Source organism: Fuscovulum sp., assembly GCA_035192965.1.
Lineage (GTDB): Bacteria > Pseudomonadota > Alphaproteobacteria > Rhodobacterales > Rhodobacteraceae > Paragemmobacter.
In genome coordinates, this window is the sequence record CP136571.1 from 2741379 (window position 1) to 2763533 (window position 22155).

At 66.5% G+C, this 22155-nt stretch carries 19 protein-coding genes and 1 tRNA gene; 11 read left to right on the top strand and 9 right to left on the bottom strand.

Going from position 1 to position 22155, the window contains the following annotated elements:
• Positions 1-12: 12 nt before the first annotated feature.
• Complete coding sequence (locus tag RSE12_13455; protein WRH61384.1) at positions 13-1170, bottom strand: BMP family ABC transporter substrate-binding protein; 1158 nt, start codon at positions 1168-1170, stop codon at positions 13-15.
• Positions 1171-1326: 156 nt separating this feature from the next.
• On the opposite strand from RSE12_13455, the gene RSE12_13460 reads away from it, so the two are divergent.
• Positions 1327-2232, top strand: coding sequence for a LysR family transcriptional regulator (locus tag RSE12_13460; GenBank protein WRH61385.1), 906 nt, complete (start codon positions 1327-1329; stop codon positions 2230-2232).
• A 31-nt stretch (positions 2233-2263) separates the two neighbouring features.
• On the opposite strand, the gene RSE12_13465 is transcribed toward RSE12_13460, so the two are convergent.
• On the bottom strand, positions 2264-3136 hold the full coding sequence (locus RSE12_13465) for a LysR family transcriptional regulator (GenBank protein ID WRH61386.1): 873 nt from the start codon (positions 3134-3136) through the stop codon (positions 2264-2266).
• Between the two features lie 99 nt (positions 3137-3235).
• Here RSE12_13465 and RSE12_13470 point away from each other — a divergent pair, with 99 nt between their 5' ends.
• The 4 genes from RSE12_13470 to RSE12_13485 all read left to right on the top strand — a co-directional run bounded on the left by RSE12_13470 (position 3236) and on the right by RSE12_13485 (position 8649).
• The gene (locus tag RSE12_13470) at positions 3236-4780 is read left to right on the top strand and encodes a proton-conducting transporter membrane subunit (GenBank protein ID WRH61387.1); all 1545 of its coding nucleotides are present in this window, start codon (positions 3236-3238) and stop codon (positions 4778-4780) included.
• A 46-nt stretch (positions 4781-4826) separates the two neighbouring features.
• Positions 4827-7208: a DUF2309 domain-containing protein gene (locus RSE12_13475; protein WRH61388.1), complete on the top strand. Its 2382-nt coding sequence runs from the start codon at positions 4827-4829 to the stop codon at positions 7206-7208.
• Positions 7209-7351: 143 nt separating this feature from the next.
• Positions 7352-8173, top strand: a complete 822-nt coding sequence (locus RSE12_13480) for a cobalamin-dependent protein (GenBank protein ID WRH61389.1) — start codon at positions 7352-7354, stop codon at positions 8171-8173.
• 62 nt (positions 8174-8235) lie between these two features.
• The gene (locus tag RSE12_13485) at positions 8236-8649 is read left to right on the top strand and encodes a BLUF domain-containing protein (GenBank protein WRH61390.1); all 414 of its coding nucleotides are present in this window, start codon (positions 8236-8238) and stop codon (positions 8647-8649) included.
• A gap of 22 nt (positions 8650-8671) precedes the next feature.
• On the opposite strand, the gene RSE12_13490 is transcribed toward RSE12_13485, so the two are convergent.
• Entirely contained in the window at positions 8672-10168 is a 1497-nt protein-coding gene (locus tag RSE12_13490; protein WRH61391.1) for an FGGY-family carbohydrate kinase, read from the bottom strand.
• Between the two features lie 70 nt (positions 10169-10238).
• Between RSE12_13490 and RSE12_13495 the strand changes: the two genes are divergently transcribed.
• Genes RSE12_13495 through RSE12_13505 form a run of 3 tightly spaced genes read left to right on the top strand, consistent with a single transcriptional unit; the run spans position 10239 to position 13698 of the window.
• Positions 10239-11177 carry a substrate-binding domain-containing protein gene (locus RSE12_13495; protein ID WRH61392.1) on the top strand — a complete coding sequence of 313 codons (939 nt, stop codon included), beginning with the start codon at positions 10239-10241 and terminating at the stop codon, positions 11175-11177.
• A gap of 53 nt (positions 11178-11230) precedes the next feature.
• The gene (locus RSE12_13500) at positions 11231-12724 is read left to right on the top strand and encodes a sugar ABC transporter ATP-binding protein (GenBank protein ID WRH61393.1); all 1494 of its coding nucleotides are present in this window, start codon (positions 11231-11233) and stop codon (positions 12722-12724) included.
• A 2-nt stretch (positions 12725-12726) separates the two neighbouring features.
• Entirely contained in the window at positions 12727-13698 is a 972-nt protein-coding gene (locus RSE12_13505) for an ABC transporter permease (GenBank protein WRH61394.1), read from the top strand.
• 45 nt (positions 13699-13743) lie between these two features.
• Here the strand turns inward: RSE12_13505 and RSE12_13510 are convergent, their stop codons facing one another.
• Positions 13744-14496, bottom strand: a complete 753-nt coding sequence (locus RSE12_13510; protein ID WRH61395.1) for a heparan-alpha-glucosaminide N-acetyltransferase — start codon at positions 14494-14496, stop codon at positions 13744-13746.
• A 152-nt stretch (positions 14497-14648) separates the two neighbouring features.
• Here RSE12_13510 and RSE12_13515 point away from each other — a divergent pair, with 152 nt between their 5' ends.
• Positions 14649-15452, top strand: coding sequence for a hypothetical protein (locus tag RSE12_13515; GenBank protein WRH61396.1), 804 nt, complete (start codon positions 14649-14651; stop codon positions 15450-15452).
• Between the two features lie 12 nt (positions 15453-15464).
• On the opposite strand, the gene RSE12_13520 is transcribed toward RSE12_13515, so the two are convergent.
• Entirely contained in the window at positions 15465-16478 is a 1014-nt protein-coding gene (locus tag RSE12_13520) for a GlxA family transcriptional regulator (GenBank protein ID WRH61397.1), read from the bottom strand.
• A 16-nt stretch (positions 16479-16494) separates the two neighbouring features.
• A complete protein-coding gene (locus RSE12_13525; protein ID WRH61398.1) occupies positions 16495-17397 on the bottom strand; it encodes a LysR substrate-binding domain-containing protein in 903 nt (300 codons plus the stop codon).
• Between the two features lie 117 nt (positions 17398-17514).
• Here RSE12_13525 and RSE12_13530 point away from each other — a divergent pair, with 117 nt between their 5' ends.
• Entirely contained in the window at positions 17515-18756 is a 1242-nt protein-coding gene (locus tag RSE12_13530; GenBank protein ID WRH61399.1) for an aminopeptidase P family protein, read from the top strand.
• Positions 18757-19018: 262 nt separating this feature from the next.
• Here RSE12_13530 and RSE12_13535 read toward each other — a convergent pair.
• Together RSE12_13535 and RSE12_13540 are read right to left on the bottom strand one after the other, a co-directional pair.
• A tRNA-Thr gene (locus RSE12_13535) sits at positions 19019-19094 on the bottom strand.
• A 57-nt stretch (positions 19095-19151) separates the two neighbouring features.
• Positions 19152-20810, bottom strand: a complete 1659-nt coding sequence (locus tag RSE12_13540) for an iron ABC transporter permease (protein WRH64824.1) — start codon at positions 20808-20810, stop codon at positions 19152-19154.
• Between the two features lie 91 nt (positions 20811-20901).
• Between RSE12_13540 and RSE12_13545 the strand changes: the two genes are divergently transcribed.
• Positions 20902-21777, top strand: a complete 876-nt coding sequence (locus tag RSE12_13545; protein ID WRH61400.1) for a hypothetical protein — start codon at positions 20902-20904, stop codon at positions 21775-21777.
• Positions 21778-21828: 51 nt separating this feature from the next.
• Here RSE12_13545 and RSE12_13550 read toward each other — a convergent pair whose 3' ends face one another.
• Positions 21829-22083 (bottom strand): DUF2312 domain-containing protein, encoded by a 255-nt coding sequence (locus RSE12_13550; GenBank protein ID WRH61401.1) that lies wholly within the window; start codon positions 22081-22083, stop codon positions 21829-21831.
• Between the last annotated feature and the right edge of the window lie 72 nt (positions 22084-22155).

The window sequence follows — 22155 nt, forward strand, 5'->3', positions numbered from 1 at the left end:
CGCCCCGGCCCCTTACGACGTCGACCCGATCACACCCTCGACAAGGTATCCCATGCCCTCCAGCACCGGATCCGTCTCAAGGAAGGCCTCGCCATCGGCCGCCACCACATTGCCCTGATTGTCCTTCAGCGGCCCTTTGATCACGCTGAACCCGCCCTTCTCGATCTCGGCCTTCACCGCCTCGAACTGCGCGCGTCCCGCCTCCGGTACGGCCGGACCCAGCGGCGACATCTTGATGAATCCATCTGCCAGACCACCGCGCACGAAATTCGGGATCGCCTCACCCGCCAGCGTGGCCGTCACCATATCCGTATAGACCTTGGCCCAGTTCCATTCCGCCCCGGTCAAATACTTCTCGGGTGCCAGCGACGACTGATCCGCGTGATAGCCGCAAACGAACGCCCCACGCCCCGCCGCCGTCTCCACCACAACCTTCGGCCCGTCCACATGGCAGGTGATGACGTCGCAACCCGCATCCACCAGCGCGTTCGTGGCCTCGGCCTCTTTCACTGCCAGCGACCATTCACCGGTAAAGATCACCTGACAGGTGATCGACGGATCCACCGACCGCGCCCCCAGCAGGAAGGAGTTGATGTTCAACAGCACCTGCGGAATGGGCTTGGCCGCGACAAAGCCGATCTTCTTTGAAACCGACGCATGCCCCGCCGCGATCCCGTTCAGATACTGCCCCATCCCGATATAGCCGAAATAGCTGCCCGCATTGGCCGGATGCTTGTCGGCCGACCACAGGCCGCCGCAATGCTGGAACCGCACATCCGGGTTATTCGGCGCCAGCGTCAGGATATGGGGGTCGAAATAGCCGAAAGACGTGGGAAACAGCAGCGTCGCGCCGTCCAGATTGATCATGGATTCCATCGACTTCTGCACGTCCTGTGTCTCGGGGACATTCTCCTCCTCGACCACAGTCACGCCTTCCATCGCCTTCACCGCCGCAGCGCCGATGGCATGCGACTGGTTATAGCCGAAATCATCCCGCGGGCCGACATAGATGAACCCCACAGTCAGCCCTGATTGCGCCCGCGCCGCCCCCGGCAGCGCCATGGACAGGGCGGCCATCCCGCCCAGCGCAGCAGTGCCGCGCAACAGATCGCGCCGCGACAGCAGCGCAGGTGTGGCAAGGTGACGGGAGGTCAGGCGGAAATCGGTCATTCGCACTCTCCATGTTGGGGTTCGGGGGCGTGCTGTCCCGGCTGTTTCCCACCGCGACTCGCCCTATCCATTGTTTCTGCAATGCAGAATGCGGAATTGCACCGATGCCGTCTTGTGCTAAGTTTGCACTTAACCGCTGCAAGAAATGCATCACTCATGCGCAACCTCACGCCCCATCAATTCATCGACGTGATCGCCCGCGCGGGCTCCATCCGAAAGGCGGCCGAGGCGCTGGCCATCACCTCCACAGCCCTCAACCGCCGCGTGCTGGCGCTGGAAGAGGAGCTGGGCGTTCCCATCTTCGAACGCCTACCGCGCGGCGTGCGCCTCTCCACGGCGGGAGAGCTTCTCGTCACCCACCTGCGCCATCAGGCTTCGGATTTCGAACGCCTGCGCAGCCAGCTAGCCGATCTCGCCGGCGCCCGGCGCGGCCATGTCTCCATCGCCTGTTCACAGGCGCTGCTGCCCTTCTTCCTGCCCGAACAGATCGGCCGCTACCGGCGCGATCATCCCGGCGTCACCTTCGCCGTCCACCTGCGCGACCGCGCCGCCGCCGAGGCGGCGCTCGTCGCCCATGACGCCGACCTCGCACTCATCTTTGAACCCATCCGTCTGTCCGAGGTGCAGATCCTCGCCTCCGTCCGCCAGCAGATCCACGCCGTGATGGCCGCCGATCACCCGCTTGCCACGCGCGACACTGTCCGCCTGCGCGACTGCGCAGCCTTTCCGGTGGGGCTGCCGACCGCGCAATACGGCGTGCGTGCGCTGATCGACCTCGCCCTCGTGCGCTTTTCCATCCGCCTGCGCGCGATGCTGGAATCCGACAATTTCGATTTCCTGCGCCGCTACCCCGCGCAGGAACAGCTCATCTCCTTCCAGATCCCCATCGGCCTGCCCGATGACGCCTCCGCCGAAGGCGTCACCTCCCGCCCCGTCGATACCCGCGACATTCCCGAAGGCCGCCTCTATCTGTGCCAACTCCGAGGCCGGACCCTCCCCGTCGCCGCCGCCAAATTCGCGGCCCAGGTCGAAGGCTCCCTGCAACAGCGCTACGAAGGGTGACGGCGCGCCTAAGCCCGCGCAAACACATCCCTTACCGATGCAACACCTCGGCCAGCAGGGGATTGGGAAACCGCCGCTCCTGCGTGACAGCAAAGAAGGTCTCGCTGATCCCGTCCAGCCGCGCCGCCTCGACCAGCGCGCCCGATTGCAACTCATCGCGCACCACGATCGGCGGGATGATCGCCAGCCCCGCATCCGCCCGCGCCAGCAGACGGATCATCGCCATGTCGTCCACCTCTGCGGCCAGAATCGGCGTCACCTCCAGCCGCGCCGCCAGCGCGTCAAAGGCCGCGCGCAACCCCGTCTCGCGCGTCGGCGCGATCAATGGCTGCGTGGCCAGCAACTCGCGCAGCCCCAAACGATCTGCCCCCAACCGCCCCGGCGTCCCGATCAGGCTGACAGGTTGCTCATCAATCCGGTGAACCAACCACTGGCTCGCCGCATCCCGAGCCGGAGCAAGGTTCGTCAGCACCACATCCAGCGCCAACCCCTCCAACCCGCGCAGCAATTCATCCTGCGACCCCGACCGCAGCACCACTTCCACATCGCCCCGCCCGATCAGGGGCCGCAGGAACTGCATCTGGAAATTGCGCGACAGCGTGGCCAGCGCCCCCACCCGCAACGCCCGCCGCGCCCGCCCGGTTTCGCGCAAGGTCGCCGTCAGATCATCCACCGTGCGAAAGATCGCCTCGGCATGGTCCAGCGCGATCCGCCCCGCCTCGGTCAGCACCAACCCCCGCCCCCGCCGCTCAAACAAATCCTGCCCCAGCGACGCCTCCAGCGCGCGCAACTGCGTCGACAGCGCCGATTGCGACAGGTTCAACCCCCGCGCCGCCCCGGTCAGCGTGCCATCCCCGGCAATCGCCCGGAACAGGCGCAAATGGTGCAGGTTCAATTGGCTCATTGTTCTATCCTATCGAACGTTAAGCCATAATATATGTAATTTTATAAATATTTGGCAAGCGTTAGATCAGGCGCCATGATCCCTGACCCGGAGCCTGCCATGACATCCCTTCCCCTCACCTCTCTCGCCCCGCTCATCCTGCTTGCGGCCGTTCTGCCCTTCCTCGCCCGTCCCGGCCGCCGCCCCGGCCACCTGCCCGCACTGGCCGAGGCCGCAACCCTCGCCACCCTCGCCCTTTCCCTTGCCGGTCTGGCGCAGCTCTGGGCCGGCGGCGCGCAGGTCTTGGCCCTGGGCGATACCGCCCTCCTGCGGCTCGACGCCATCAGCGTCACCATGGCACTCCTTGTGTCCTTTGTCGGTTGGGTCGTGGTCCGCTACGCCCGCCGCTATCTGGATGGCGAGGCGCGCGAAGGCCGCTTCCACGGCCTCACGCTGGCCGCCATCTCCGCCGTCCTCGTGCTCGTCACCGCGGCCAGCCTGCCGGTTCTGGTGGCAAGCTTCATCGCCACCGGGCTGGTCCTGCGGCAACTTCTGCTCTTCTACCCCGACCGGGCCGAGGCGCAGCGCGCCGCCGCCAAATTCATCCGCGTCTGGGGCGCGGGTGACCTTGCCCTCATCCTCGCCTCACTTCTGCTGTGGAACAGCTTCGGCACGCTCAACATCGCCGCACTTACCCAGATGGGCAGCCTTCCCCCCGCCGCGCAGCTCGCCGCAGCCCTTCTTGTCCTTGCCGCTGCGCTGAAAACCGCCGCCTTCCCCCTCCACGGCTGGCTGACCGAGGTGATGGAGGCCCCCACCCCCGTCTCCGCCCTGCTCCACGCAGGTATCATCAACTCCGGCGGCGTGCTCCTGATCACCCTCGCCGGGCTGGTGCAGCACAGCCCCGGCGCCATGGCGGCGCTGGTGATTATCGGCGGCTTCACCGCGCTGTTTGGCGGCCTTGTCATGCTCACGCAAAGCGCGGTGAAAACGGCGCTGGCATGGTCCACCGTGGCGCAGATGGGCTTCATGCTGCTGCAATGTGGGCTTGGCCTCTGGGCGCTGGCGCTGCTGCACATCGTGGCGCATTCGCTCTACAAGGCACATGCCTTCCTGTCCTCGGGCGGCGCGGTGCAGGCGGTGAACGCCATCCGCAAACCGGGGCCGGTCGCCGTGCCGGGACTGGCCGCTGTCGCACGCTCCTTCGCGCTGGCACTGGTGCTCTATGGGGTCGTGGCCACGGGCTTCACCCTGCTGGTCGGGGATAAATCACCGCAGGCTCTGGCGCTCGGGGCCATGCTGATCTTCGGCGTGTCCTACCTCATCGCGCAAGGTCTGGCCGATGCCGCCCCCGCCGCCCTGACGCAACGCACCATGGCGGCGTCTGTCGCCACGGCACTGGCCTATTTTGGCTTTCAGGTCGTGGCGCAAACCATCTGGGGCGCGTCGCTGCCCGCCACCCCCGTCGCCGGGGCGCTGGAATGGGCGCTCATCGTGCTGGCGATCCTGACCTTCGGCCTCGTGGCCTTTGCGCAGGCGCTGTTCCCGCTCTGGGCGCATCACCCCGCCACCGCCGGGCTGCGGGTGCATCTGGCCAATGGCCTGTACCTCAACGCCTTGCTGGATCGCCTGATCGGCGGCTTCCGCACGGCCCCCAAATCCTGATCCCCACATCTCTGCACCTCGGACACACCGATCAAGGAAACCCGACATGTTCCTCAAGCATACCGCGATTGCCCCCTCCCTCGCCTCACAGTTCCTCACGGCGGCAGAATCCGCCGCCCGCGCCATCCCCCCGGCCTTTCCGCTGGATGCCACCGTGGCGGTCAACCCCTTCCTCGGCCAGACCCACACCGATCTCGCCACCGCATCTGCGCGGCTGGCGCGGGTGTCAGGCGCACCCCTCACGCTGCCCCGTGCCGCCCTCGCCGCGCGGGTCACCGCGGGCGAGATCACCGATGACGATCTGGCCGCCGCCCTGATCGCCTCGCCCTCGCCGGTCAAGCCGCTCGATCTGGCATGGCTCAAGGCCCGGATGCACCTGCCCGCCCCCCCACAGGATGCCCTGCCCACCGTCGCCGATCTGGCCGCCCGCGCCACCAGCACCGATTGGCCCGCCATCCTCGCCCGCAGCTTCGGCCTCTGGGCGGCAGGCTATTTCGATCGCGGTCAGGCGCTCTGGACGCCGCGCTCGGGCCAAGGCGCCTTTGCCGCATGGCGGGAATGGGCCACCCATGACCTCACCCCCGAAATCGCAGGCCTGACGGGCTTCAGCGCCTTCGTGGCAGAGGCCCCCGACACCGCCGAACGCGCCGTCCTGCGCGCTGCCGAACGGCTTGGCCTCACCCTTCCCGCCGCTGAAACCGCCTTCCACCGTCTGCTCGTCGATCTGGGCGGCTGGCCGCAGCACGCGCGCTGGCTCTTGTGGCAGGCCGAGTTGAAAGGCGGCACCGATGCCACGCTGACCGATCTTCTGGCCATCCGCCTTCTCTGGGATGAGGCGCTGCTCGCCCACGCCCCCATTGTGGCCACCGACTGGGCCGCCACCGTCGCCGCCCATGCGGCCGAGGTTGCCGCCACCCCCGATCAGGCCGTCGATGCCATCCTGCAAGACGCCGCCGAACGCGCGCATCAGCGCAAGCTTGCCGCGCTCCTGTCGGGGCCGGTCCTGCAAACGGGTCGCCCCGCACTGCAAGCCGCCCTCTGCATCGACGTCCGGTCCGAAGTGCTGCGCCGCGCGCTGGAATCGCTCGATGGCGGCACCGAAACCCTCGGCTTCGCCGGGTTCTTCGGCCTGCCCGTCGCCCACCGCCCGCAAGGCACGGATGAGGTGCAGGCCCATCTGCCCGCCCTTCTGAACCCCGCCCTCACCTCCACCAGCCACTCCGGCGCAGCCAGCGAATCCGCCACCCGCATCACCGCGCGGGCAAAACGTGCCTGGGGCCGGTTCCGGCAGGCCGCTGTCTCCTCCTTCGCCTTTGTCGAAGCCGCCGGTCCGCTTTACGGCGGCAAGCTTGTCCGCGACGCGCTGGGTCTGGGGGCAGAGGGGCTGCCCCCCGGCCCCCTGCCGCAAATCGAAGGTGGCCTGACCGCCGATCAAAAGGCGCAAACCGCCGCCACCGTCCTGCGCGCCATGAGCCTGACCACAGGCCATGCCCGGCTTGTCCTGCTCATCGGCCACGGCGCACAACTGACCAACAACCCGCATGAAAGCGCCTATCACTGCGGCGCGTGCTGCGGCCAGACGGGCGAGGTGTCGGCCCGGCTGTTGGCCTGCCTCCTCAACGATCCCGAAACCCGCGCAGGCCTGCCCGCACTGGGGCTGACCTTGCCCGCCGACACGCTTTTCGTGGCAGGCCTGCATGATACGGTGACGGACAAGGTCACGCTCTATCGCGACACCCCCGCCCCCGATCACACCGCCGATCTGGCGCAGGCCGAAAGCTGGCTCGCCACTGCTGGCCACCTCGCCCGCGCCGAACGCGCCCTGCGGCTGCCCGGTGCCACAGCGCAGAGCATCGCCAAACGCGCCGCTGACTGGGCCGAGCTGCGCCCCGAATGGGGCCTTGCCGGTTGCGCCGCCTTCATCGCCGCCCCCCGCAGCGCCACCACTGGGCGCGATCTGGGCGGCCGCGCCTTCCTGCACAGCTATGACTGGACCACCGATCAGGGCTTCGCCACGCTGGAACTGATCCTTACTGCCCCGGTGGTGGTGGCCAGCTGGATCAGCCTGCAATACTACGGCTCCACCGTCGCGCCGCAGGTCTTTGGCGGCGGCAACAAGCTGATCCACAATGTCGTGGGCGGCATCGGCGTGGTCGAAGGCAATGGCGGCCTCCTCCGCCCCGGCCTGCCGTTCCAGACCATCCACGATGGCAACGCCCCCGCCCATGACGCGCTGCGCCTGTCGGTGATGGTCGAAGCCCCCGCCGACGCCATCACCGCCATCCTGCGCAAGCATGACGGCCTGCGTCAGCTGTTCGATAACGGCTGGCTCCACCTCTTTGCCCTCACCGACGGGCAGATCACCGCCCGCTACCGCCCGGGGCTTGACTGGGAACCCCAGGGTCCGACGGCCAGCCTCGCCGCCTGACCCGCCATTTCCCTTCCCCGCAGCAACAGGCGGCGCCCCCCGCGCCGCCTGCAACCCTCCGCCAAAAGAACCACCGCGATGGCATAAAATCGCTTGAACGGTTGGCCTGCCTCGGTATGTTCAACCCCTAGGGGAGAATTGCGATGGCACGACGGCAAGCGTCACTCGACCCCGAGGTATTCACGCGCACCGCGTCGCTCTTTGCGGCGAAACGCGGTGCCTTCGCCCCGGATGCGGTGGGCGCGCTGGCCACGGATATCGTGCGCCGACTGGCAGATTTCCGGTCGCAGGACCCCCTCTTCGATGCCCCCGTCATCGCCGAAGACAGCATCGCCGCCTTTTGCGACGCGCTGGTCAAACCCGGCTCCGACGCCTCGCTCCGCTTCATTCAGGATCGCCGGGACGAAGGCGTCACGCGCCAGGCCGTCTATCTTGGCTACATCACCGGGGCCGCGCGCCATCTTGGCCAAGGCTGGGAAGAAGACCGCTTCTCCTTCCTTCAGGTCACCATTGGCACCGGCCACCTTTACGCCCTGATGCGCGCCCTGCGCGCCGAAGGATCGGCCCAGCGAGTCCGGTTCGACATCCGCCGTTCTGCCCTTTTCGCCACCGTCCCCGGCGAAGACCACGGCATCGGCATCACCGTCGCCGCCGACATCTTCCGCGACGCGGGATGGGAGATCGACCTTCAAACCGCCACCAACCATGACGCGCTCATGGCCCATGTGGAACGCACCCATCCCCTGATCATCGGCCTCTCGCTCAGCACCGAACAGCGGCTTGATGCGCTGGTGCGGCTCGTCGTGGCCATGCGCCTTGTTGTGCCCGAGGCGATCATCGGCGTGGCCCCCTCCGCCACGGTCGACGCCAAACGCCTGCGCACCCTTGCCGATATCGACCTGATCTTCACCGATGCCCCCTCGGCCTACCGCGAACTGGATCGCCTCATCCGCCTGCGGGACTGATCCATCCTTCCCGACGCAAGACCCTTCGCGCCGACCCCACCCTTTTCAAAAGAGGCGACACCATGACCCTGTTCCGGGCCATCTACAGCTCGCGCCCCTTCGGCTTTGACGCCGGGGTTCTGCACGGCATCCTCGACCAGGCCCGCCGCCTGAACCAGCGCGACGGTATCACCGGCGCGCTGATCTGCCGGGCCGACATCTATCTTCAATGGCTCGAAGGCCCCGAAGAAAAGGTCCGCAACACGCTGGGCCGCATCGCCCGCGACGACCGCCACCTTGAGGTAAAGCTGCATGTGTCGGAACCGGCGCAGGACCGCATCTTCGCCGATTGGGCCATGCTACACGATCCCGCCGCCACCTGGATTTGGACACAGGCCGAGGTGGCCGATGATGCCATCGACCGCGCCAGCCCCGAAGTGGTCACCGGCTTCTTCTTCCATCTGCGCGGTTCAGCAGACGCCCGTACCTCCGATTGATCCGGCCTTCTGCCCGCGCACTTCACCCCACCAAAGCATGGTTGATGGGCCGCAGCGCCCCATACATCCCGCGCCAGATCGCATAGCGCCGCTCGGCCCGCGCTGCCGCTTCCTCGCGCGGCTCGAACACCCGGTCCGTCTGCACAAGGGCGCCCGCCGCCGTCGCCAGATCCGCCATCAGGCCGATGCCCGCCCCCGCCATCACCGCAGCCCCCACCGCGCCCGGATCGCGCCCCGCCACCCGGCACAGGGGCCGTCCGAACACATCCGCCCGCATCTGCGCCCACAAGTCCGACGCAAACCCGCCGCCCCCCGCCCGGATCACCGCCACCCGCGCCGCGCCGGACCGTTCCAGCGCCTCAAAGGCCAGCCGCGCCGAAAACGCCACCCCTTCCAGCACCGCTGTCACCATCTCGGCCGGCCCGGTGCCCCCACTCAGCCCAGCAAATCCCCCGCGTGAGGCCGCATCCCAGATCGGCGCACGCTCCCCAGCCAGATGCGGCAGGAACAGCGGCGCATCTTCTGCCACCTCTGCCGCCATCGCCAGCGCCGCGTCCGGCTCCCGCCCCACCATCCGCGCCACCCAGTCCAGCGATGCGCCGCCCGATTGCGTCGGCCCCGCATGGAAGCGCACCCCGCGCCAATCGGGAAAGACGATCACCCCCGGCTCCGCCACCACCTGCGCCGACACCACGCCCAACACCTCAGACGTGCCCGACAGATACATCCCCTCGCCTTGCCGCGCGACGCCAAGGCCGAACAGGCTCGCCCAGGCATCCATCATCCCCAGCACGACTGGCACCCCGGCAAAAGGCCACGCCGCGCCCACCTGCCCCACGACAGTCTGCGGATCGGCCAGCGGCACCAATCGCCCCGCCGCCCCTGGCACGAGGTCGATCAGCCCCGCCGCATAGTCCAGCCCCGGCGTCACCAACCCCACCGATGACATCGGATCACAGGCCAGCACACCCGTCAGCCGCGCCACGATCCAGTCACGCGGCAACAGCACATGCGCTGTCCGCGCCCAAATCTCGGGATGCGCCGCCTGCATCCATCCCATCCGGGCCAAGGCATGGCTCGCATCCACCGGGATCGGCGCACCCAGCCAATCCACCTTCTGCGCCACGCTCACCTGCGCATCAATCGCCGCCCCTGCCGCCGCCGCCCGCCCGTCCTGCCAGACAATCGCCGGATGCAGCACCTCCAGCGCCCGGTCCGCAAAGACATGCGTATTCACCTGACTGGTCACGCAGATCGCCGCCACTTCGCCGCCCGCCACCTCGGCAAACTGCGCCAGCGCCGCCTGCACCAGCCGCAGCCAATCCTGCGGGTCCTGCTCCACCCGCCCGCTACCAGGCCGCGAGGTAGGATAAGGGGCCGAAAACGCGGCCAGACGTCGCCCATCCAGCCCCAGCATCACCGCCTTGACCGATGTGGTCCCCACATCAATCCCGATCACCCGATCCCGCATCCCACCCCCCGCCGAATACCACTGGACGGGGCCAGACTGGCCTGACAATCATTCCCCCGCAAGATCACCGCCCGCAAGATGAACAGACGGCCGGGACAGCCAAAGGGAGACACCATTGATGACCACATCCACCGCAACCCGGCTGACCCGCAGCCTCGCCCTCGCCCTCACCCTCACGGGTTTCGCAGGCGCATCCTGGGCCGAAGGCGAAACTGTCGCCGTCATCACCCCCTACCTGTCGCAACCCGGCACCCAATTCTATGTCGAGGCTTTTGAGGCCCGCGCGGCGGAACTCGGCTGGACGGTCAACGTGATCGACACCGCCGGTGACGTGGCCGCCGTGATCTCGCGCATGGAGGATGCCGCCACGCAGGGCGTCGATGCCATCGTGCTGAACGTCGATCCCGCGCAGGTTGGCGCAGGGCTCGATGCTGCCGTCGCGGCAAATATCCCCGTCTTCGGCATGGATGCCGGGGCCGATCCGCGCATCAAGGCCAATGTCACCTCGAACGGCTATGCCATGGCGGCCGAAACCGCCGTCTATGTCGCCAACCGCATCGGCGGCGCGGGCAATGTGGTGATGTTCGTCTTTGACGCCTTCCCCCCCGTGCAGGTGCGCGGCGCCATCGCCGACGCCGTGTTCAAGAACCACCCCGACATCGCGGTTCTTGATCGCGTCACCCCCGATGTTTCGGATGGCGGCATCGCCGACAGCCGCGCCAAGATGGAGGCGATCCTCGCCGCCAACCCCGAACCCGGCAGCATCAAGGCCGTCTGGGCCGCTTGGGACCAGCCCGCTCTCGGCGCGCTGCAAGCGATCGAGGCGGCAGGACGTCAGGGTGAAGGCATCGTCATCACCGGCATCGACGCCAACCCGCAGGCCCGCGACGCCATCGCCACCGGCGGCAATTTCGAAGCCTCCATCGCGCAGGATTTCGCAGGCATCGGCACCACGACTGCCGATACCGTCGCCCGCGTGCTGGCCGGGGAAACCCTCAAGGCCAACGTGATCTACGTTCCCACCAAACTGATCACCTCGGCCAACGCCGCCGAATGATACCGGGCAGACGGGGGGCCAACTGCCCCCCGCACACCCGGTCCCTGACCGCCATGCCGCACCTGTCCATCACGGGCCTTGTCAAATCCTACGGCCCCACCCGCGCCCTCACCGGGGCCGCGCTCGATCTGCGCGGGGGTGAGGTGCATGCCCTGATGGGCGAAAACGGCGCGGGCAAAAGCACCCTGATCCGCATCCTCGCCGGGCTGGAACAGCCTGACGCCGGCACCATCCTGCTGGACGGCACCCCCCTTCCCCTCGGCACCCCAACTGCGGCCACCGCCGCAGGCTTCCGCTTCCTGCATCAGGAATTGCAGATCATCCCGGCACTGGACGTGGCGGAAAACATGCACCTCGCCCGCCCCTATCCCCGCCGCCTCGGCCTCGTCCACTGGTCCGCCCTGCACCGCGCCGCCCATCAGGCCCTCACCCGCCTCGGTGTGGATCACATCCCCACCGATACCCTGATGGCAAGCCTCGGCCCCGGCGATCAGATGTTGGTCCGCATCGCCGCCACCCTCCTGCCCGCCGACCCCGCCCCTTGGCTCTATGTCCTTGATGAACCCACCGCCGCCCTCACCGATGCCGAATCCGCCCGCCTCTTCACCGCCATCGCCACGCTCAAGGCCCAAGGGTCCGCCATCCTCTACGTCTCCCACCGGATGGATGAGGTGATGGCGCTGGCCGATCGCATCACCACCCTGCGCGACGGCGCCCATATCGCCACCCGCCAGCGGACCGAGACCACCCGCGACCAGATCATCCATGACATGACAGGCCGCGCCCTGTCCGACCTTTTCCCCCCGCGCACAAAGCAACCCGCCACACCCCCCATCCTCACCCTTAGCAACCTGCACGCCCCCGGCCTGCGCGGCCTGTCCCTCGACCTGTCCAAAGGCGAAATCCTTGGCATCGCGGGTCTCTCCGGCTCTGGCCGCGCCGCCCTGCTGCGCGCGCTCATCGGCGCTCTCCCCCGCACGGGCACCGCCACCCTCAACGGCCAGCCCCTGCCCACCACCCCCACCGCCGCATGGGCCGCAGGCATCGCCTATATCCCCCGCGAACGCCGGGCCGAAGGCATCATGCCCGCCCGCGCCCTGTCGGAAACCATCGCCCTGCCGCACCTTTCCCGCCTCTCCCGCGCAGGGTTTGTCAGCCGCACCGCCACCGCCACCCTCACCCGCCGCCTGTCGGATGAGGTCCGCCTCAAATCCACCGGTCCCACCCAGCCCGTGGCAGAACTGTCCGGCGGCAATCAGCAAAAGGTGCTCTTTGCCCGCGCCATGGCCGCCAATCCGCGCCTTCTTCTGCTGGATGAACCCACGCGCGGCGTCGATGTGGGCGCAAAATTTGACATCTACACCCTGATCCGCGCCGCTGCCGCCCAAGGCACCGCCGTGATCCTCGTCTCCTCCGACCTGCCCGAACTCATCGGCCTATCCGACCGCATCGCCATCCTGACTGCGGGCCGGATCACCGCCACCCTACCGGCCGAGGGGCTGTCAGAGGCTGCTCTCCTCGCCGCCTGCTACGCAAAGGACACCTGACCATGGCCGCCCTTCTCAAACGCTATGGCTCGCTCCTCGGCATGGCCTCGATCATCGTCTTCTTCTGGATCGCGCTGCCCGACACCTTCATGACAGCGCGCAACTGGCTCAATATCAGCCAACAGCTTTCAATGCTCACCGTCGTCGCCGTCACCATGACCGTCGTCATGGTCATGGGCGATTTCGATCTGTCGGTCGGGGCCATGGCCTCGCTCGCTGGGGTCATCGCCGCCATCCTTTTCACGCAGGATTGGCCCATCGCCGCCGCGATCATTGCGGCGCTTCTGGCGGGCGTCATCGGCGGGCTGTTCAACGGCGTGCTGGTCAGCCTGATCGGCATTCTGCCCTTTGTCGCCACACTGGCCACGCTCACCATGTTCTCCGGCGCAGCCTTCCTGATCTCTGACGGCAAAACCATCTTCGGCCGCGATATCCCCCAAGCCTTTGCCGATTTCGCACGCGGCGGTCTGCCCATCGGCACGCTGGACGACAAACCCCTGATCCTGCCCGCGCTCACGCTGCTGGCGGCGCTCATCACGCTCATCATCTGGGTGATCCTTGAACACACCACCTATGGCCGCCGCCTCTATGCCATCGGCGGCAATGCCGAGGCCGCGCGTCTGGCCGGTGTCCGCACCCGCGCCCTGCGCCTGTCGGCCTTTGCCATCACCGGGCTGGGCGCGGCCATCGCCGGGCTGATGTATGCCGCCCGCGTAGCCTCGGCCAATCCGGTGCAGGGCGATGGGCTGATGCTCACCGCCATCGCCGCCGTTTTCCTTGGCATGACCGTCACCCGCGATGGCCAACCGCATGTGCTGGCCACCGTGGCGGGCGTCATCACCCTTGGCGTGCTCGACAACGGCCTGACGCAATTGCAAGTGGACAGCTACATCCGTCAGGTTCTGGTGGGCGCAATCATTCTGATTGCCGTCTCGGTCAGCGCGATCGGCCGCCGCGCGCTGCGCCTGCGCTGACAAAGTCAGCGCCGACAGGGCCAGCGCCGACGGAGCCAGCGCTGATCACCGCAGCGCCATCGTCCCCGCCCAGACCAGCCCGATCAGCACGGGCTGATGGGCCAGATAGATCAGCAACGAATGCCGCCCCGGCCAGGCCAGCCGCCGCAACCACGGCCCGGCCTGCACAGCCCGCGCCCGATCCCAAAGCCCCGCCGCCCCGGCCAGTTTACCCACCCCCATCCCGGCCAGCACAGCGCCCAGCCACGGAAAGACCGGCACAAAATCCACCGCCCAGGGGTTCACGCTGTTCAGCCCCGTCCAGGCCAGCCAGCGCGTGTTGAACGCCTCCAGCATCACCGTCCGGTCCACCACCACCACCGCCACGGCCAGCCCCAGCAACACCACCCCCGGCAGCCGGATCAGCGCCAGCCCGATCAGGCCGCACAGCGCGATGGAATGCAGGATGCCGAAGAACACAAAGGCCTGCGGAAAGGCGATATAGGTCGCCCCTGTGACCAGCGCTGCCGCCGCCGCCAGCTTGGCCAACCGTCGCCATACCCCCGGCCAGCGAATCGCGCCGCGATGCGCCAGAACCAGACTCACCCCCGACAGAAACAGGAAAGACCCCGCCACCAACCGCGCAAACACCGCCCATCCACCACTGACCGAGGTGCCCGGTGCCAGATACCCGAACAATTCCAGATCGAACGCAAAGTGAAACACCGCCATGCCCACCAGCGCCACCGTCCGCGCAACATCAATTAACGCCAGACGTTCCCCCGAATTTTCCGCCATATCCGCCCCCGCGCGCCGCACCTGTGCCGCCCCTTTCTGGGTCCAAACGCCGCCCCCCGCAAGGCGGCCCGCACGCCCCCGGCGGGCATTCCCGGATTGACTTCCAACCCCGCCTGTGTCCCCATTATGACAGGGAACCGGAGAGGGGCGTCTTACAGCCCCCGATAATCAGAATGCCATCCGAATACGACGACCAGAACCTTGCCAGGACTCTGACAGAACAAAGTTCTGGCAAGAAACGCCACGGCGACTCGCGCGGTCATGTCACCTCGCTGGCGGCCGAGGTTCTGCAACGCGTGGCCCGCCGCGCCGCCGAACTGCGCGAAGCGCGCGAGTTGGAGGCCGTCAAATCCGCTGCCCTTGTCCTGACCTCCGGGTCCGAGGCCGACGCCTTTTCCGCGCTCGAGGCACTGGACGATCCGCTGCGCGAGCTTGACTGGTTCCTGTCCGAACGGCTCGGCCCCATCGCCCGCGAAATCGGCGCGCTGTGGAACGCTGGCACCGTCACCTATCAGGCCGCCACCACCGGGGCATCGCGCATCTATTCCTTCCTGCGCTACCGCCGCCGCCCCGCCGCCATGCCCGATCACGGCCTGCGCAAATCGGCCACCTTCGCCCTCGTGCCGGGCGACATGCACACTCTTGCCATCTCTGCTGCCGCCGATGTCTTCCGCGCCCGCGGCTGGGACATCACGCTTCTCATCGGCTACACCAACGAAGAGCTTTGCGAACATTTCAAAGGCTCCACCGACCGCATCTTCGGCTTTGCCGCAGGCTCCTCGCAATCGCTGGAACAGCTTGGCCGCCTCGTCGTCTCCGTCACCGACGCCCGCCCCGAAGCCTCGGTCTTCGTCGCAGGCCAGATCACCGATGATCCCTCCACCGTGCTGGTCCTGCCGGGGATCGACTTCCGCGATGTCGAACTCGAGGCCACCTGCAACTGGTTCGAGGCGCACACGCCCCCCACCTCTACCTGACCGCGCCGCCGCTCAGGCCACAGCCCCACCATGCCGGCTCGACAGCCGCCGGGGCGACACGCCATAGCGCTGCCGGAACGCCTTGGTAAACGTGTTCGTCGCATTGAACCCGCAGCCATAGGCCACTTCCGCCACGGGCATATCCGTCTCCGTCAACAGCGCCCGCGCCCGCTCCAGCCGCAACCCGTTCAGGTATTGCTTGGGCGACATGCCGACATACCGCTGGAACAACCGCTCCACCTGCCGCCGCGACACCCCCAACGATGCCGCCAGCGCCTCGATCTCAACCCCTTGCTCTAGGTTCTCCTCGAACTGCCGGATCACCTCTACCAACACCGGGTTGCGAATACCCAGCGTCGATGACAACGACATCCGTTGCCGCAGATCGGCAGGCCGCTGCTGCCCGTGCAGGCACATCTTCAGCACCGCATCCGCCAGCTTGTCCCCGTAATTCTTCGCTACGATCTCGATGAACAGATCCGTCGCCGCCGCGCCCCCCGCACTCGTCAGGATACGCCCGTCGATGCAGTAAAGCTGCTCCAAAGGCCGCAGATGGGCGAAGGTCTCCATGAACGGCGGCAGGTTCTCCCAATGCAGGGTGAAACTGCGCCCCTCCAATATCCCCGCCTTGGCCAACGCATAGGCCCCGGTGCACAGCCCCCCCACTGTCCGCCCCTGCCGCCATTGCCCGCGCAGCCAATCCGCCACCTTGCGGCTGGCCGATTTCTCCGGCTCCACCCCCGCACAGACAAACACCATCGCCTTGGGCCGCGTCTCCCCCAGCGCCCCGTCCACCTGCAACTTCACCCCGTTGGAACAGGCCACCGGCAACCCCGTCTCCGACACCACCTCCCATTCAAACAGCACCTGCCCGGCAAGCTGATTGGCGATCCTCAGCGGCTCGATGGCCGAAGAAAACGCGATCAGAGAGAAGTTCGGCAACAGCACAAAGGTCATCCGCAGCGGGTCCCCCGCCTTGGCCACCGCCACATGGGCCACGCCCTTGGGTATGAAATTCGCGGTCACGCTGTTCTCCATCGCCTTATCCTGTCGCCCCGTCCCGCGCCGCAAAGGCCCAATCGCGAAAGGCCCGGATGCGCGCATCCGCGCCCATCGACCCCGTCACCAGATGATAGCCATGATCCTCCAGCACCGACACATCCGACAATTGCACCAATCGTCCCGCCTCAAGATCCGGGCGGATCATCGCCAGCGGGCAAAGTGCCACCCCTTGCCCCGCCAACGCCGCCGCGCGCAGCAGGTTGAAATCCTCAAACACCGCCGCGCCCTTGCGGCTTGAATCCGTCATCGGCATCGGCACCCCCGCCCGCCGGAACCACGCCGCCCACCCGCTCAGGTCGGTGTCATGCAGCAGCCCCAGCGCCAGCACCTCTGACGGCAGATATCCCGCCTCCCGCCCTGCCCGCGCGCCGCCCAGCAGGGCCGGGCTGCACACCGGCACGCTCACCCCCGGCAGAAAAGCCTCCGCCTCCCCCTCCGGCTTGCCCTTGGCAAAGACAAAGGCCAGATGCACATCGCGAAAATCCATGTCCCGCCCATGCATCGCATAGATCACCCGTATCTCCACCTCAGGATGCGCCGCCCGAAACCCCGCCAAACGCGGGATCAACCAACACACCGCCACCGACGGAATTGCCGCAATCACCAGCGGCCCCACCCGCCGCCCGTCGCGCACCCGGTTGCAGGCCGCCTCCATCTCGGCCAGCGACAGGCTCACCGCCCGCGCCAGTTCCGCCCCCTCGGGCCGCAATCTTGGCCGCCCGCCCTCGCGGTCAAACAACGGCCCGCCCAGCCACTCCTCCAGATGCCGCACCTGATGGCTGACCGCAGATTGCGTGACAAAAAGTAACTCCGCCGCCGCCTTGAACGATCCCGTCCGCGCCACTGCCTCAAACGCACGCAAGGAATTCAGGGGAATCTGCATGAAACACGCCCTTCGGTCGAATGAGAATTTCTCACACATCACATGAGAAACCCTCTTTTGACAATCGCCCCCTTTGCCCCGACCCTGCGCCGCAACCCGACACGAAAAGGAAACGCCATGCAGCGCGAACGACTTCAGGATTACACCGGCAACGGCACCCGGCCCACGCCGACATTCAGCGATTCAGAAATGCAGCGCCGCCTCGATGCCGTCCGCGGCGTCATGTCAGGCCTCAACATCGACGCCGCCCTTTTCACCAGCTACCACAACATCAACTACTATTCCGATTTCATGTTCTGCCTGTTCGGCCGCCGCTATGGCCTGCTGGTCGATCATACGATCTCCACCTCAATCTCGGCCGGCATTGATGGCGGCCAGCCTTGGCGGCGCACCTTCGGCGGCAAGAACGTCACCTATACCGATTGGCAAAAGGACAACTATTTCCACGCCATCCGCCAACTGACGGGCGGGGTTAAACGGCTGGGCATCGAATACGATCACATCACGATCGACACGCTGGCCCTGCTGAAGCACGAATTCCCCCATATGGAATTCGTCGACATCGCCGCCCCCGCCATGCGCCTGCGGATGATCAAATCAGCCGAGGAAATCGTCCATATCGAAAAGATGACCCGCATCGCCGATATCGGCGGCGCCGCCTGCGTCGAGGCGGCACAAGTGGGCGTTCCGGAACATGAGGTGGCGCTGCATTCCACCGCCACCATGGTCCGCGAAATCGCCAAAGTCTGGCCCGAGGGCGAACTCATGGACACCTGGACCTGGTTCCAATCCGGCATCAACACCGACGGCGCGCACAACCCCGTCACCTCGCGCCGCATCGAACGCGGCGATATCCTCTCGCTCAACTGCTTCCCGATGGTGGCAGGCTATTACGTCGCGCTGGAGCGCACGCTCTTTGCTGAGACCGCCACTGACGAACACCTGCGGCTCTGGGAAATCAACTGCAAGGTCCATGATCGCGGCAAGGAACTGCTGGTCCCCGGCAACCGCTGCTCGGACATCGCGAAAGAGTTGAACGAAATGTACGCGGCGGAAAACCTGCTGCAGTATCGCAGCTTCGGCTACGGTCACAGCTTCGGGGTTCTCTGCCACTACTATGGCCGCGAAGCCGGTCTTGAACTGCGCGAAGATTGCGACACCGTGCTGGAACCCGGCATGGTCGTGTCGATGGAACCGATGATCACCATCCCAAACCACCTTCCCGGCGCAGGCGGCTACCGCGAACATGACATCCTCGTCATCACCGACGACAACAACAAGGGCAACCGCAACATCACGGGCTTCCCCTACGGCCCCGATCACCTGATCGTCGCCAACCGCGCCAAAGCCGCCCAGTAATCAACGCCCCGTTCTAACGAAAAGGCCGCCCCCTGGGCGGCCTTTTCACGCTCTGCGACCCGACTCACGCCATGGTTAACGCCTTCTGGCAGCACCGTGCGTATGCACAGCCGTCTGCACCACGCGCTGCACCACCAGCGGCACCGCCCTTTGGCCGAAATCCCAAGAATTAACCCAGCGCCTGCAAGGACTTACGCACAAAACCTCAATCACCGCCGGAACCGCAGGCGCTCTGTCGATATGCATAGGAAGTGGGATGAAATGGTGCCCCCAGAGGGACTCGAACCCCCGACCCCCTGATTACAAATCAGGTGCTCTACCAGCTGAGCTATAGAGGCACACCGTCGCCCGATTACCGCGTTTTTCCGCCCCACGCAAGGCTGCGGCGACGCGTGTCACACCCGGTTCGCGCGCGCCAGCAGACCGACCGCCAGCAGCCCCACCGCCATCACCACCAGCGCCGCAGGTGCCGCTTCGCCCAGCCGCTCAAGGCTCGCCAACTCATAAACTCGCGTCGACAAGGTGTTGAAATTGAACGGCCTTAACAGCAACGTCGCCGGCAGTTCCTTGACGCAATCGACAAACACCACCAACAGCGCCGTCGCCACCGACCCCCGCATCATCGGCAGATAGACCGCCCCAAGCGTGCCGCCCGCCGTCCGCCCCAGCGACCGCGCGGCCATCGGCAGGTTGGGCGACACCCGCCCCAGCGCCGCATCCGCCGCGCCCTGCGCAATGCCAAAGAACCGCACCACATAGGCCAGAATGATCGCCGCCGATGTCCCGGTCATGATCAGCCCCGGATCATGCCCGGTCACCGCAAGAACTGCATCGGCCACCTGATTGTCCAATGCGGCCAATGGGATAAGCAGCCCCAGCGCCAGCACCGCCCCCGGCGCGGCATAGCCCAGCGTCGTCAACGGCAGCACCACCCGCGCAACGCCGCCCCCCGCCATCCGCACGGCGTAAACGAGAAACAGCGCCGCCCCCACCGTCAGCGCTGCCGCGACCCCGCCCACCAGCAGCGTATTGGCCAGCGCCGCCAGCAACCCCGGCGCAATCCACACCTCGGGATTGGCCAGCGAATGATCCAGCATCACTGCCACCGGCAGCACAAAGCCCATGCCGAACGGCACAAGACACAGCCCCGTCGCCACCCAACCCTTTGCCACACTTAACTTTTCCCGCTCTACCGGGCGGCCGGACCGGCCCATCCGATGAAACCGCGCATTGCGCCGCCCGGTCCGCTCCAGCGCCACCAAAAGCAGGATCAGCATCAGGATCACCCCGGCAATCTGGGCCGCACCCCCGGCATTGTTCCCGCTCAACCAGGTGGAAAACACCCCCGTGGTCAGGGTCTGCACCCCGAAATGCGCCACCGTCCCGAAATCCGCGACCGTCTCCATCAGGGCCAGCGCCACGCCTGTCGCAATCGCAGGCCGCGCCAACGGCAACCCCACCCGCAGGAACAGCCCCCAAGGCCCCACCCCCAGCGCCCGCGCCACCTCATAAGCGCAGCCCGACGTTTCCCGAAACGCCGCCCGCGCCAGCAGATAAACGTATGGATACAAGGCCGAAGCCAGCACCAGCACCGCCATCTCGCGCGACCGCACCTCGGGAAACCAATAGTCCCGCGCGCTTTGCCAGCCCATCATCGCCCGCAGCCCGCCCTGCACCGGCCCGGAATACTGCAGGAAATCCACCAACGCATAGGCGCCGACATAGGCCGGTATCGCCAAGGGAAACAGCAGCGCATAATCCAACAAGCGCGACCCCGGAAAACGGTACATCGCCACCAGCCACGCCGCCCCCGTCCCCATCAGCGCCGTCAGCAGCCCGACCCCCGCCATCAGATACAGTGTCGTGCCGAAATAGCGCGGCAACACGGTGGCAAGGAGATGCGGCCAGATATTCTCGGTCGGGTGAAAGGCGATCCACACCACAGCCAACATCGGCGCCAGCACCACGCCTGCAATCAACACCGCCCCGATCGACCAGATGTCAGGCCGCAGCCCGCCCCAGCGCATCGGAATCCGACTGTTTTGCTTGGTCATCATTCCATGGCGGATAATCGAAACCGGTTCCCCTGTCCAGAAAAGCCCGTATAGTTGGCGTGAAAAGACGGCAGAGAGCAGTACAGTCCCCATGCGTATCGTTTACCACCTCGGCGCTCATTGCACAGATGACGAGCGGCTGATCCGGTGCCTCTGGAAGAACCGCGAAACCCTTTCCGGACAAGGCATTATCGTTCCAGCACCCACCCGCTACCGGTCGCTTCTGCGCGACACGGCCGTCACACTGAAAGGCCGCGCCGCCAGCCGTGACACCCAGGCCGTGGTCCTTGACCAGATCATGCAAGAGGAACACGCCGAACGCCTTGTCCTGTCCTGGGACAACTTCCTCAGCTATCCGCAATGGGCCATCCGTTCGCACCGGCTCTATCCGGCCGCCGCCGAACGCATCCGCGCCTTCACCCAGATCTTCCCGGAAATCGAAGCCGAATTTCACATGGCGATCCGCAGCCCCGCCAGCTTTCTGCCCGCGCTCTATCACAAGATGAACGGCAAACCGATGGATGAGGTGATGGGCGGCGCCGACCCGCGCGAACTCAGCTGGTTCCGCCTGGTGGAAGAGGTGCGCACCCTCAACCCCAATGCCAGCCTCACGATCTGGTGCGATGAAGACACGCCCATGATCTGGCCCGAGGTGCTTCAGGCCGTCTCCGGCCATGCGCCCGGCACAACCCTCATCGAATCCGAAGACCTGTTGTCAGACCTGATGTCGGCCGACGGGATGGAACGGATGCGCGCCTATATGACCGCCAATCCGCCCGCAAACGTGACGCAGCGCCGCCGCATCGTATCGGCCTTCCTCGACAAATTCGCCCTGTCCGACCAGATCGATATGGAGCTTGATCTGCCAGGCTGGGACGAAGACCTGATCGACACGCTCACCGAAAACTACAGCCATGATATCGCCCGCATCCGCGCGATTCCCGGCGTAACCTTTCTGGACCCCTGATCACGGGCCCCGATCCGCGCGCGCGCCACAACGGCGGGCGCGCGGAAGGCGTTAGCTCATGCCCAATGCGGCCTTGTACATTTCCAGCACGGCCTCTTCCTCGGCAATGTCGTCTGGCTTGCGCTTGCGCAGCGCCACCACCTTGCGCAGCACCTTGGTGTCATAGCCGCGCCCCTTGGCCTCGGCCATCAGCTCTTTCTGCTGCTCGGCCACGTCTTTCTTTTCCGATTCAAGCTGCTCAAAGCGCTCGATGAACTGGCGCAGCTCTTCGGCGGTGACGTTATAGGCGTCGGTCGGGTCGCTCATCCTGGCCTCATGATGCAAAGGGACACTGTGGCCCTCTCCCTACCCCGCCTTTCCCCCCGGGTTCAAGCGCAT

Bases quoted from the DNA above. Each gene is read 5' to 3' on its own strand.
- RSE12_13455 (WRH61384.1), bottom strand. From the start codon at position 1,170: ATGACCGATTTCCGCCTGACCTCCCGTCACCTTGCCACACCTGCGCTG.
- RSE12_13460 (WRH61385.1), top strand. From the start codon at position 1,327: ATGCGCAACCTCACGCCCCATCAATTCATCGACGTGATCGCCCGCGCG.
- RSE12_13465 (WRH61386.1), bottom strand. From the start codon at position 3,136: ATGAGCCAATTGAACCTGCACCATTTGCGCCTGTTCCGGGCGATTGCC.
- RSE12_13470 (WRH61387.1), top strand. From the start codon at position 3,236: ATGACATCCCTTCCCCTCACCTCTCTCGCCCCGCTCATCCTGCTTGCG.
- RSE12_13475 (WRH61388.1), top strand. From the start codon at position 4,827: ATGTTCCTCAAGCATACCGCGATTGCCCCCTCCCTCGCCTCACAGTTC.
- RSE12_13480 (WRH61389.1), top strand. From the start codon at position 7,352: ATGGCACGACGGCAAGCGTCACTCGACCCCGAGGTATTCACGCGCACC.
- RSE12_13485 (WRH61390.1), top strand. From the start codon at position 8,236: ATGACCCTGTTCCGGGCCATCTACAGCTCGCGCCCCTTCGGCTTTGAC.
- RSE12_13495 (WRH61392.1), top strand. From the start codon at position 10,239: ATGACCACATCCACCGCAACCCGGCTGACCCGCAGCCTCGCCCTCGCC.
- RSE12_13500 (WRH61393.1), top strand. From the start codon at position 11,231: ATGCCGCACCTGTCCATCACGGGCCTTGTCAAATCCTACGGCCCCACC.
- RSE12_13505 (WRH61394.1), top strand. From the start codon at position 12,727: ATGGCCGCCCTTCTCAAACGCTATGGCTCGCTCCTCGGCATGGCCTCG.
- RSE12_13515 (WRH61396.1), top strand. From the start codon at position 14,649: ATGCCATCCGAATACGACGACCAGAACCTTGCCAGGACTCTGACAGAA.
- RSE12_13525 (WRH61398.1), bottom strand. From the start codon at position 17,397: ATGCAGATTCCCCTGAATTCCTTGCGTGCGTTTGAGGCAGTGGCGCGG.
- RSE12_13530 (WRH61399.1), top strand. From the start codon at position 17,515: ATGCAGCGCGAACGACTTCAGGATTACACCGGCAACGGCACCCGGCCC.
- RSE12_13540 (WRH64824.1), bottom strand. From the start codon at position 20,810: ATGACCAAGCAAAACAGTCGGATTCCGATGCGCTGGGGCGGGCTGCGG.
- RSE12_13545 (WRH61400.1), top strand. From the start codon at position 20,902: ATGCGTATCGTTTACCACCTCGGCGCTCATTGCACAGATGACGAGCGG.
- RSE12_13550 (WRH61401.1), bottom strand. From the start codon at position 22,083: ATGAGCGACCCGACCGACGCCTATAACGTCACCGCCGAAGAGCTGCGC.